The organism is Neorhizobium sp. USDA 3394 (assembly GCF_056280385.1).
In genome coordinates this window covers 1283094-1294898 of sequence record NZ_JBWCDU010000002.1, presented here as the reverse complement: position 1 = coordinate 1294898, position 11805 = coordinate 1283094, and the positions used below count along the sequence as shown (strand labels likewise).

Sequence of the window (11805 nt, the reverse complement as noted above, 5' to 3'; positions counted from 1 at the left end):
TCAGCCGAACGGAGCGCCTGATGTCCGTCGCAGCTCGAACGCAAAATTTACGGCGTTTGCGGCCGCCGTTCCAGCTGTAAGGCGCTCTCCTGCAACCCTGAATAACAAATCCTTTAATCATTTATCCTAGCATCGCCGGGTTGGAGGGGTAGATGAAGGATTTTCTGGAAAGCAAGGCCGGCAGACAGCTGGCACAGGTGGCCGCAGTCGCGATGCTGTTGCTCGTCGGCTGTATAGCCTATGACGATCTGCTGATGAGGCTGGTTCAGTCGGTCAGTGCGGGAAAAGCCAATCTTATCATCATCGTTCTTATCGTTGCCGGTCTCGCGAGTTTTGCCTATTCGGTGCTGCGCATTCTCGATATGCGCGATGAAATGATGCATCGCCGGAAGGCCTTCGATGCGGCGGACCATATCGCCACGCACGATCATCTGACAAAGCTGCCCAATCGCTATGCCTTCGACAGGTTCGTCCTTCACCCGGATGAAAAGCTGCAGGATGCGGATGAGGATATCGGGCCGCAGACCGCAACGGTGTTTTCGATCGATCTCGACGGCTTCAAGAAGGTCAACGACCTTCTTGGCCATCAGGGAGGCGATATCCTGTTGAAGGAGGTGTCGCGGCGCATCTGCGCATTGGCTGAATACGAATGTGTGTTCCGTTTCGGCGGCGACGAATTTGTCGCCGTGGCCCGCAACCTCTCGCCGGAAAAGGAGGAGCTCTTCGCGCAGCTGCTCATCCATTCGGTTTCCCGGCCGGTCCGGATCGGTACCCTCTTGACGGAGGTCGGTGCGAGCGTCGGTTACGCGCGCCTGCCGGACCACGGCAGCTCGCTTGAGGAAGTCTGCCACCGGTCGGACGTCGCGCTGTATGAGGCGAAGAGCCGGGGCCACAACCAATATTCTCTCTTCCAGCCCGAAATGCAGGAGAAGGTCTCCGAGCGGGCCAAGCTCGAAGGCGACCTTCGCCGCGCCATTGACGAGGGCAGGATCGAGCCGTTCTACCAGCCGCTGATCAATCTGAGGACCGGTGAACTTTGCGGTTTCGAAGCGCTTGCGCGGTGGAACAAGGACGGCGTATTCGTCTCACCGCAACACTTCATTGCCGTGGCCGAAGAGACCGGCCTCATTACCACGCTCTTCGAGCAGCTACTGTCGAAGGCCTGCCGCGATGCGCAGCTCTGGCCGGTAACATTGTCGCTCTCCTTCAACGTCTCGCCTGTCCAGATGGAGGACAGGCTGCTCGCGAGCCGTGTTCTCCACATCCTGCAGCAGACCGGCCTGCCGTCGTCCAGGCTGGAAATCGAGATCACCGAAAACGCTCTGGTCGACGACCCGGACCTTGCCGCAGCGACGATCGAGCAATTCCATGCCGCCGGCATCCAGGTGGCGCTCGACGACTTCGGAACAGGATATTCAAGTCTGGCGCAGTTGGCGCGCTTCAAGTTCGACAAGATCAAGATCGACAAGAGCTTTGTGTCGAGCTTCACCCATAACGAGAAGAACGCCAAAATCATCGATGCCGTGCTTGGCCTGAGCCGCAGTCTCAACCTCAAGACCACCGTCGAAGGGATCGAAGAGAACGCCCAGCTCGCCTATTTCATGGGCCAGGGCTGCGATATCGGGCAGGGCTATATCTTCGGCAAGGCCATGCCTCAAGCGGAAGTGGTGGGCTTCGTCGAGGACCGCAAGCGGGCATTAAGCGCCTGAACGAAGTCGGCTTGGGAAGAGACGAACACAAGGTCCTGGCCGAGAATGTCGGTGCCATCGTCACGGCCAGGAGTTTTAAATGGCGCGGGAACTATACGGCTGCCCGTGCCTCCGGCTCAAGCTGTGACCGGAGCACGAAGCCGTTCTGCGGGCGCTTGAGGCCGAGATTCTCCCGCAGGGTCGTTCCTTCATATTCATGCCGGAAAAGGCCGCGCTTGCGCAGGATCGGCACGACCTGATCGACGAAATCCGTCAATCCGGCGGGCAGGATCGGCGGCATGATGTTGAAGGCGTCGGCAGCGCCATTCTCGAACCATTGCTGCATCGCGTCGGCGATCTGTTCCGGCGTGCCGATCACGGTGCGATGGCCGCGGGCGGTCGCAACGGCCAGATAGAGCTGGCGCAGCGTCAGATTGTTTCGCGATACCAGATCGGTGACCAGCTTGAGGCGGCTCTTGTTGAGTTCCGTATCCTGCGGCAGAGGGGGAGCGGGATCGTCCAGCGAATAGCCGGTGAGGTCTACACCGTTGTAGTGGCGGGCGAGGATGTTCCAGGCGATGGAGGGATGAACGAGCGACTGGATATAGTCGTAATTCTCCTGTGCCTCCTTTTCGGTCCCGCCGAGAACGGGGAATATGCCGGGGCTGATCAAGAGGTCCTCCTGGCTGCGTCCATAACGGCCAAGCCGTCGCTTGACGTCGGAATAGAACTCCTGGGCGTCGTCGAGCGTCTGGTTGGCGGTGAAGATCATCTCGGCGGTTCGGGCCGCAAGCTCCCGGCCGGGCTCCGAGGCCCCGGCCTGGACAATCACCGGATAGCCCTGCACGGGACGGCCGACATTGAGCGGACCGGTGACCGAGAAGAACTGGCCCTTGTGGTCGACGAGATGCACCTTGTCCGGGTCGAGATAGACGCCGCTTTCCTTGTCGCGGATGAAGGCATCGTCTTCGTAGCTATCCCACAAGCCTTTCACCAGGTCGACGAATTCCTCGGCGCGCGCGTAGCGGTCGGCATGGGCGGGATGGCCCGGGATGGAGAAATTCTTGGAAACGTCTGCGCCCGTCGTCACCACATTCCAGGCTGCACGGCCCTTGGAGATATAGTCGAGCGAGGCGAATTTGCGCGCCAGAAGATAAGGGTCTTCATAGGTGGTGGATGCGGTTGCGACAAAGCCGATATGGCTCGTCGCCTGCGACAGCGCGGCCCATAGGGTCACGGGTTCGAAATGGGCGCCCTGCGAGGAACGCCGAAGCGCTTCCGGGTCCTTTGCACGCTCCCAGCCGGCGGGGCTGTCGGCGACGAAGACCAGATCGAACTTGCCGCGTTCCGCCGTCTGCGCCAACTCGCGGTAATGATCGATATTCAGGCCCGCGTCGGCCTGCGAGGCCGGATGGCGCCAAGCTGCCACATGATGGCCCGTGGCCATGATGAAGGCCCCAAGCCGCATTTGTCTCTTCTTGTTACGCATTGGCGTGTCCCCCGTTCGAGGCGTTGAGATTGAACTGATCCTGCTGGTCATGATGGCGGTTCCGATTGGCTTTCAGGCGGCGCGCCGCCCGTGAGTTTCAACCCCGAGGCGGCTCAAAAGCTGGGTGCGGATCTTTGCAAAGCGCGGATCGCCGTGATCGCGCGGCGTCGGCAGATCGATCCGCAGGTCCTCGATCAGATGGCCCTCGTCGAGGACCAGTATCCGGTCGGCAAGCGCGATCGCCTCGTCGACGTCATGGGTGACGAGCAACACGGCCGGGCGGTGCCTTGCACACAATTCCCGCAGCAGGTCGTGCATCTTCAGGCGGGTCAGCGCGTCGAGGGCGCCGAACGGCTCGTCGGCCAGAAGCAGGGACGGCTGGCGGACCAGCGAACGTGCAAGGGCGACCCTCTGCTGCTCGCCGCCCGAAAGCTGGTTTGGCCAGGCTGCTTCGCGTCCCTCGAGGCCTACCTCGGCCAATGCTTTTCTGCCTGCTTCCTGCCCGGCGGCCCCCGGCAGGCCGAGCGTGACGTTCTGGATGACGGTGCGCCAGGGCAGAAGACGGGCATCCTGGAAGACCACCGAGAGATTGTCCGGTGTTTCCAGCGTCCCGGTTCCCTCGACATCGTAGTCGAGGCCGGCAAGCGCCTTGAGGAAAGTGCTCTTGCCGGAGCCGCTCCTGCCGAGCAGGGCGACGAATTCTCCTTCGGCGATGTCGAGATCCACGCGATCGAGGATCGTCTTGGTGGCGAACCGGCGCATCAAGTTGCGGACATGCACTGTTCTGGATGCGGATTTCAGCTGGCTAGAGTGCGGCGCCATGAGAGGACCCTCCGTTCGAGCAGGCGGACGAGACCGTCCGAAACGAGGCCGAGCAGCACGTAGACGACCAGGCCGACGAGAATGACATCTGTTTGACCATAGTTGCGGGCAAGTTCGATCATGTAGCCGAGCCCGCTGGTGGCGTTGATCTGCTCGACCACGACGAGGGAAACCCAGCACAGGGTGACGGCAAACCGCAGGCCCAGGAGAAAACCGGGCAACGCGCCGGGCAGCACCACCTGGAAGATGAAATCCTTCTGGCTCATGCGCAGGGTCTCGGCCAGTTCGACATAGCGACTGTCGATGCTGCGCAGGGCGTTATGGGTGTGGATGTAGATGGGTATGATGACGGCAAGGGCGATCGTCGTGACCTTCATGCCTTCGCCGATGCCGAACCACAGGATCAAAAGGGGGATCAGAGCCAGCGTCGGGATGGCGCGCTTGATCTGGACGGGGCCATCGATCAATGCTTCGCCGATCCGCGAAAGACCGGCGGTGACGGCAAGGATCGTACCGATCACCAGGCCGATGCTGAGGCCGAGCAGGGCGCGTGTCGCCGACGTCACGAAATTGTCCTGCAGCCGCCCCTGTTCGATCAGCCTTCCAAATGCCTCGATGACCGTCCACGGCGCAGAGAGGATCCGAGGGTCGATCCAGCCGAGGGCAGAGCCGGCCACCCAGAGCAGCACCAGCAATGCCGGCCCGATCTGAAGCCCGAATGGTATTGCCGGTCCCGGTCCCAGTCTCCGGCGGCTCCGGACCGTGACCGGCCGCGCCACGGCTGGAACGGTATATGCAGTTTCACGGCTGGAGGCCCGGGATGATTTCGCCTCATCCGCATCCCAAATGGTTGCCATGTGTCTGATCTCCTCTTGGATGATGCAGGGAATTACTGGCTCTTCGCCAAGGCGGCGGAGGCGGTCTTTTCGAACCGGTTGTCGAAGATCTTTTCCACGTCGAAGGGCTTGTAGCCGAGCTCCGCCGCCAGCAGGTTGATCGTCTCCTGGTGACGTTTTTTGACCTCGCTCCAGTCTCCGGAAACAACCTGCTCCCCGGTCAGCTTGACGAGATATTCGCCGTCATCCTGGCTCAAGCCCTGCTGGCCGACGTAATATTCCTTGATCCAGATCTCCGGGTTCTTGTTCACCCATTCGGTGGCGCGTGCCCAAAGCCCGACATATTCGGCGAGAGCCGCGGCCTTTGGCGGATCGTCCAGCACCCATTGCGGTGCATAGAGATGGCCTGGATCATCACGCAGTCCGTGTTCGATGAGCGTGGCGCCATCGCCGCCGTACTGGGCGATATAGCGCCTTATATAGACGCCCCCGAGCGGCGCGACATCGACCTGTTTGCTGGCCAGCGCCTTCGGATAGACGTCGCCGGTGCTCGGCAGTTCTACCAGCGTGACGTCGCTTTTCTTGAGGCCTGCGGCATGAAGGGCACGAAGGACGAGCGCTCCCTGGGCCTGGCCGGGGCTGAATGCGATGCGTTTGCCGCGGAAATCGGCCAGCGTCTTGATGCCGGCGCCGGGCGCCACTCCGAAACGGTAGATGGGATTGGCAATCGGGTCGCGGCGTTCGCGGTAGGCGATGTTGCGAACGGGCAGGTTGTTCCAGTTGGCGAAGATCGAGGGGATTTCCGCGACCGACCCCACGTCGAGCGCCTTGGCACGGAAGGCTTCCGACGTTTGCGGGCCGCCACTGATATTTGCCCATCTGACTTCAAACGACAGTTCCTTGATCAGGCCGGAGACTTCCAGCGCCTTTTGCGTCACCGGATCCCCGACCGTCAGGACCGTCCCGGACGGCACCTTGGCAGGAAGTGGCGCATTCGTCTGGGCCGCGACCACCCCGCCCGTGGTGCCGAAGGCGAGCAGGCCGAACAGCACGCTCCTCACTGTTTTCACCAATGTCATCGTTGATTTTCCCCTTGTCGTTGCAGGATCCGGAAATCGGTGCACGGAAGGGTGAGATATTTTCTACAAAAGAAATAGACTATTTAAATTAAGAATGCGCCGAATCGTAAAATATCGTCCCAATATGTCGATCAACGACAACGAGAACCGATGACGTTGATGCGGTGTCCCGGTTTCCTGCTCTAGAGCTAAAGCACCTGTCCATGGTACGCCGAAAGCGCTGGCAGATCACGCATGAGCCTCTGGGCCAGTGCCCGCTGGAGAGCGATGTCACCCCGGTAACGCGCCTGGAGAAATTGCTCGTGGACGTCGCGCACCGCGTCGGGAGTTTCCCGAAGCGCCGTTGAGACGGGGACCTCTTCTGTCTTGCCCTTGACCCTGATGCGGTCAAGCTCGAAGACCGCGAACGTCTCACCCACGGCCCGTGCGGTCCGTTCACCCAGCAGCAACGGTACCCCGTAAGCCTTCGACGCGCCTTCAAGTCTCGCTGCCAGATTGACGGCGTCCCCGAGTGCGGAATAATCGAAACGGCTTGTCGAGCCCATGTTGCCCACGACGCATTCGCCGGTATTGATGCCGATCCCGATCGCCAGCGGATAATAAGTCCGCCCCGTCGCCTCCGCTTCGGCCTGCAGATCGTCGTTCAGCGCCTGCATCGACTCGAGCATATCCAGGGCGGCTGATACCGCATGGACCGCGTGCGACGGGTCGTCGAGGGGTGCATTCCAGAAGGCCATCAGGCAGTCGCCGATATACTTGTCGATCGTGCCGCCATGGGAAAGCACGATGTCGGACAGCGGTGTCAGCAGCCGGTTGATCAGCATTGTCAAGTGTTGGGGATCATCCTTGAGCTGTTCCGCGATCGTAGTGAAGCCCCGCACATCGCAGAACAGGATCGAAAGTTCGCGCGTCTCGCCGCCGAGCTTCAGTCTGGACGGATCGCGGGCGAGTTGATCGACCAGCGCAGGCGCCAGATATTGCGAGAAAGCCCGAGTGATCTGCCGGCGGTTCTTCCGCTCCTGCGCATAATCGAGCGTCGCCTGCGCCGCGGCCATACCGGCAAAGGCGAGCGACGACGCCATAGGCGACAGGAAGACGCGACCGAAGCGCAAGCTGACATAGCTGGCGACGAACAGCACGACAATTACCAACGCGCCGAGCGCCACCGTGCGCCAGCCGGTACCCTTCCAGACAAGCAACGCGGCGGCCACGACCGAGGTCAGCAGCAGCAGTTGTTTCATCGGGCCACTGGCTTCGGCGATGGACCTCTTGAGCCGGAGGTTGTCGAGAATGGTCGCTTGGATCTCGGCGCCGGCCGTCAGCTTGCCATTGTGAACCGTATAGGAGGTCGCAAAGGCGTCGGCCCCGCCGTTGTCGATCGACGGTGCATTTTGCAGGCTCAGCCCGACAATGGCGATCCGGTCCTCGAATGTCCCCGGTGGCAGGAAATTTGCAGGATCGAGGGCCTGGTAGTAGGACACGGTCGGATAGGTGCGGGGACCGCCAAACACCTGGATGAGGCTTCCCGGCTCAGGCAACCCCCCCTCGACGCCCGCGGCCATCGCGACCACTGCGGCAAAGCCGTCGCTATAGTCGGGCATCTCGCGCAGTACGCCATCGCGATGGAGGCCGACGGAGGCAATACCCGTCGGCGCCTGCCTGTCGGAAAACATCTGCAGCGGCATGACCCGGATGAACTGATCGGCCTGGTCCGAAGTCACAAGCGTCTCGTCGCCCGCCAGCACTACGTCCGACCCAAGCGCCGCGGCGAGTGCTTCGTCCTCGGACGGTGCCGACGGTTCGGAAAAAATGATGTCGAGGCCGATCACCCTGGTGCCAGCGGCCCTCAACTGGGTGATCAGCCTCGCATGCAGGCTGCGCGGCCACGGCCACTGCATGTTGATCTCCGCCAGCGAGGGCTCGTCGATCGCCACGATGATTACCCCGCCCTCGGCAAGCGGCTCCGCCCAGACGGTCGAGAGATAATCGAAAGCCCGGTAGTCCATCAGCGGCCAGCCGGGCAGGCGGGTGATGAATGCCGCCGCCGCGAAGAAAAATGCAGCGAGAATTACCACTTGAATGCCGCGCGACGCGAAAAAACGCCGGGGCGAAAAGGAGGGTCCGTCCCCGCCGCCCATCAGAACCGAACTTTGAGCGTGCCCCTGAAGGACCGGCCCCAGCCGGGCGTGCCGGCGCTCACTTCGATGTCTTCGTCCAGGAGATTGTAGGCCGTGAGATCCAGTTCGAAGCGCTTGTCGAAGGGTTCCCACGTCAGGCTGGCGTCGAGGGTCCAGTAGTCGTCAAGTTCGATGCCGACTTCATCGACGCGATCGCCTACGTAATTGGCGGCAAGCGTGGCCTTCACATTCGCGTCGTTGACCCAGGTGAGAGCCACCTGTCCTGCCCATTCCGGCAAGAAAGGCAAGGGGCCGCCAAATGTAGCGGATGCAGGGTCACGGTCCTCGGACGCGGTGTATGCAACAGTTGATGACAGGCCGAAGCCGTGGCCGAGGAGAAGATTGCCGCTAAGGCTACCGCGATCGATGCGGCCTTTAGAAGTGGTGAAAGGTATGGCGGAAAGCGGAATACCGATCTGCGGATTCTTCACGTCCTGATGTTGGAATTCCAAAGCGGTGTAGAAGTCCGGCGTCCATTCTGCGTCCCACCGGAGCGCCATGGTGTTGGTGAAACCCTCCGGGTCGGTCGAAATCTGGTTCGGCTGGAGACCGACAATCCCGATCGGAGAGAGTGTCGGAGTTGATAGATCCACGCTGCTTCGTATGAATCCTGCACGCAGCCATTGTCCGTTGGCAGGCGACCAAGCAATCCCGACGCGTGGATCGAGACGTTGGATGTCCACGCCGTCTCCTGAAAGCAGAGTTCCGAAGAGACCATATTCGGCCTTGAGATCGGGATTGATTTCATGGAGCAGGTCGACATAAATGAGACCGATCCCGATATGGCTCGATGACGAAGCGCTTGCTGCACCTGATAAAACGTCAAATGTGTCTTGCGATTGGTAGCTGTCGAGCCATCCGGCCTCGCCGCCGTACCGCCAGGTGAAATTCCCGGTACCGACCGTGTGATTGAGCGCGGCGATATAGCTATCCTGCTCAAACTGGCTCGTTGCGCTGAGAATCTCGAAGGGAGTACCAAACAGATCAAGCACTTCAGTCCGGTGGCTCCGACTGTCCATGCGGTTAAACAGCAGCGCGGCGTTGATGACGTTTTCGTGTTCAACGGTATGGCTCCAGCCGATGCCGCCATTTGTTAGCCGGTCCGTGTTCGACCGCTGAACGGTGTCCGGAAAAACGAACAGTCGCTGGAAAGCGAATTCGGAGTCTCGTTCCGAGGTATTGTAGTAGAGAACAAGTCGATCATGCGCTGTCGGGCTGGCGGTCAGGTAACCATTGCCTCCGATGATCTTGTTTTCCGTATCAAGATCAGTCAGCGCGCCAATGTCCCGGCTGTCCGGCACCTCCTGCCACTGCAGATTCCCATAGAAGCTGATCGGGAACGGCAGGTTGCTGTATCCTTGGACGTCTCCCTCACCGATGAAGTCCAGTTCACCCCCGGCGGTATTAATCCCCCCGCCGATCGAACCTTCGAAGAACGGCCGCCTGATGATGTTGGCCGAGCGCGAGCGGCCGGAAATGATATGCGGCTCGAGCATCAGGCCCTGCAGGAAGGACGAAAAAGCCTGTCCGTTTGGTGTGTTGGTGATGACGTCGTCGCCGTAGAAGTAATTGTTGACGAACGGGTTGGCGCTGCCGCGGATGCTCTGGTCGATATAGGCGGTGCCCGCGAAGGGATCGAAGGCCGCATCGCTGTAATATTCGCCCCAGGCATTCATGCCTTGCAGACGGAAGGCGTCGTTCAGCGTCGAGCCTGCCTGCTGGTTGGCGCCAAGCGAGGTGAAATCGCCGCCACGGGCCTTGGAGCGCCGCAGATATTCCTGCGCATTGCGAATGGCGCCTTCCGAATCGTAATTGTCAATCGCGACTGCGGTGCGCAGGGCGGAAATCACCGGATCATTGTCATCGAGCCGCTCGGCATTTTCCGTTGCCTGTTCGGCCGGTAGCCGGTCGCCCTTCTCATAGTTCGCGGCCGCCAGCAGCAGCTGCGCCTGGGAATATCCGGGATTGGCGACGCTTGCTGCGAGCAGATCGTCGACCGCCTTGTCCAACTCGCCCGTCTGCAGATAATATCGGCCGCGCGCAACAAGCGCAGTGTCGAAGCCAGGATCGATGGCGAGCGCCTTGTCGATTTCCCGCTTGGCGTCCCCGATCCGGCCGATATCGAGATAGAAGATCGCCAGGTTGGAATGGGCGAGCGGATCCTGCGGATCGAGCTCTATCGATTTCCTGAATGCCGCTTCGGCCTCGCGGTTGGCGTTTCGTGCGGCCTGGATGTTGCCGATCGCGTTCCAGGTCGTCGAGCTCCCGGGCGCGACCTTGATGGCCGCTTCGAGATCGGCGAGCGCGCCCTGGTAATCACCCTTGAAGCCTGCGCGGAAATGCGAACGAGCCTCGAGCGCCGTCGGCTCGGCCGGATCAATCGAAAGGGACCGGTTAAGAGCCTCTTCCGCCTGGGCGCGATCGTTCAAGAGAATGGCAAGCCAACCCCGATATGCCGGCAGTTCCGGATCGTCCGGATACTGGCGTTCAGCCTCCTTGAGGACCTTGATCGCCGCCCCCAGATCCTGCAAGAAGCCGAGCGCGTAGGCGCGCAGAAATGCGCCGTCCGATCCCCCCGCCTGTGGTGGCAGTGCCTCGACCCTGTTCGGATCGGCAAGCGCGCGGGCGTAATAGCCGCCGTAAAGTGCAATACCCCGGCGTTTGGGGTCGAGCCCGCGCTGCGCCTTCTCGAACAGTCTGGCGGCCTCGGAATAACGGGTCTCGCTCGCTTCAAGGACCGCCTCGATCAGCGTCACGCGGGCCTGTTGCGAGGCGGTAAGCCGGTGGCCGCTGAGGGTTGCAAGCGTCTGCCGCGCCCGCTGGCGGCCCTCGAGTGAAAGCTGGGCTTCGGCAAGCGCGACCCAATCCTCGGCGCTGCGGCGTTCGGGGGGGATGGCCGCGATACGATCGGCATTGCGACGCATCTCGGCGACGGGCTGTGCAGACGGCGGCATCCGCTCGAAGGCCTCACGCGGCGGCAGGAAGAACAGCATCTGTTCGCGGTCGTCGGAATCGACAATGACGATCTTGCGCGGCGCCTGGCCGATAGAAGCAACGGCTCCTTCGCCTTGCCGCACGTCGACGCTGCCCTGCGGATTGCTCAGCTGTACCACGCCCTCGATAACGTTGAGCGAGGTTTGGTCGCCCTTGACCGTCATCGTCCAATCGGTGCCGCGGATCGCCGCCGCTGCTGCTGGCGTTTCAACCCGTACGCCCGGTCCGCCACGTTCTGCGCGTGCCCAGATAGTACCGGACTGAAGCTGCAGCACGGTGTCGGCGCTGGTGCTGGCGGTGATCTGCTTGACGACGAGCGAGGAATTGCGACCGAGCCGCACCTGCGTCCGGTCGGAAAACAGAATCGCCAGCTGGCCGGTCGCATTGGTGCGTAGCACGTCGCCCGTGAGCAGGTCTTGCTTCAGGTCGACGGACTGCCAGCTGGACACATCGATAAAGCGGACTTCCTCGCCGATCTTGCGGGCAATGACTGCGCCGGCAGGCGGCCCCGACCGGGGAACGGGCTCTGCCACTGCCGAGGACATCAGCCCACCAGCAAGTATAGGCAGCGCGATTGCTGCAACATAAAACCGATTGAACGCCCCCAACATACCTAACAACTGCGTAGAAACACGGCAGGTGTCAAGACGACCTTTAGCAATGGCATTGCTTTTCGGCTGGACTGTATTAACAGGGAAACAGTTGCGAACGGGGGAGAAG

At 61.4% G+C, this 11805-nt stretch carries 7 protein-coding genes; 1 reads left to right on the top strand and 6 read right to left on the bottom strand.

Going from position 1 to position 11805, the window contains the following annotated elements:
- The first annotated feature begins 152 nt into the window (after positions 1-152).
- The gene (locus tag ACZ9EJ_RS27805) at positions 153-1709 is read left to right on the top strand and encodes a putative bifunctional diguanylate cyclase/phosphodiesterase (protein ID WP_046627258.1); all 1557 of its coding nucleotides are present in this window, start codon (positions 153-155) and stop codon (positions 1707-1709) included.
- A 91-nt stretch (positions 1710-1800) separates the two neighbouring features.
- Here ACZ9EJ_RS27805 and ACZ9EJ_RS27800 read toward each other — a convergent pair whose 3' ends face one another.
- From ACZ9EJ_RS27800 to ACZ9EJ_RS27775, 6 genes are all read right to left on the bottom strand, one after another.
- Complete coding sequence (locus ACZ9EJ_RS27800) at positions 1801-3177, bottom strand: LLM class flavin-dependent oxidoreductase (RefSeq protein WP_046627256.1); 1377 nt, start codon at positions 3175-3177, stop codon at positions 1801-1803.
- 72 nt (positions 3178-3249) lie between these two features.
- Positions 3250-3999 (bottom strand): ABC transporter ATP-binding protein, encoded by a 750-nt coding sequence (locus ACZ9EJ_RS27795; RefSeq protein ID WP_046639921.1) that lies wholly within the window; start codon positions 3997-3999, stop codon positions 3250-3252.
- Positions 3975-4856 (bottom strand): ABC transporter permease, encoded by an 882-nt coding sequence (locus ACZ9EJ_RS27790; RefSeq protein ID WP_046627254.1) that lies wholly within the window; start codon positions 4854-4856, stop codon positions 3975-3977. Before ACZ9EJ_RS27790 ends, ACZ9EJ_RS27795 begins: the two co-directional genes overlap by 25 nt.
- Before the next feature lie 32 nt (positions 4857-4888).
- Positions 4889-5914, bottom strand: coding sequence for an ABC transporter substrate-binding protein (locus ACZ9EJ_RS27785; protein WP_046639922.1), 1026 nt, complete (start codon positions 5912-5914; stop codon positions 4889-4891).
- Between the two features lie 188 nt (positions 5915-6102).
- Positions 6103-8052, bottom strand: a complete 1950-nt coding sequence (locus ACZ9EJ_RS27780) for an adenylate/guanylate cyclase domain-containing protein (protein WP_046639923.1) — start codon at positions 8050-8052, stop codon at positions 6103-6105.
- The gene (locus tag ACZ9EJ_RS27775; RefSeq protein WP_046639924.1) at positions 8052-11696 is read right to left on the bottom strand and encodes a FecR domain-containing protein; all 3645 of its coding nucleotides are present in this window, start codon (positions 11694-11696) and stop codon (positions 8052-8054) included. The genes ACZ9EJ_RS27780 and ACZ9EJ_RS27775 overlap by 1 nt, the downstream gene beginning before the upstream one ends.
- Between the last annotated feature and the right edge of the window lie 109 nt (positions 11697-11805).

What these genes read in the sequence shown, in the direction of transcription:
- ACZ9EJ_RS27785 (WP_046639922.1), bottom strand. Translation starts at nt 5,914, where the DNA reads ATGACATTGGTGAAAACAGTGAGGAGCGTGCTGTTCGGCCTGCTCGCC.
- ACZ9EJ_RS27780 (WP_046639923.1), bottom strand. Translation starts at nt 8,052, where the DNA reads ATGGGCGGCGGGGACGGACCCTCCTTTTCGCCCCGGCGTTTTTTCGCG.
- ACZ9EJ_RS27795 (WP_046639921.1), bottom strand. Translation starts at nt 3,999, where the DNA reads ATGGCGCCGCACTCTAGCCAGCTGAAATCCGCATCCAGAACAGTGCAT.
- ACZ9EJ_RS27800 (WP_046627256.1), bottom strand. Translation starts at nt 3,177, where the DNA reads ATGCGTAACAAGAAGAGACAAATGCGGCTTGGGGCCTTCATCATGGCC.
- ACZ9EJ_RS27805 (WP_046627258.1), top strand. Translation starts at nt 153, where the DNA reads ATGAAGGATTTTCTGGAAAGCAAGGCCGGCAGACAGCTGGCACAGGTG.
- ACZ9EJ_RS27775 (WP_046639924.1), bottom strand. Translation starts at nt 11,696, where the DNA reads ATGTTGGGGGCGTTCAATCGGTTTTATGTTGCAGCAATCGCGCTGCCT.
- ACZ9EJ_RS27790 (WP_046627254.1), bottom strand. Translation starts at nt 4,856, where the DNA reads ATGGCAACCATTTGGGATGCGGATGAGGCGAAATCATCCCGGGCCTCC.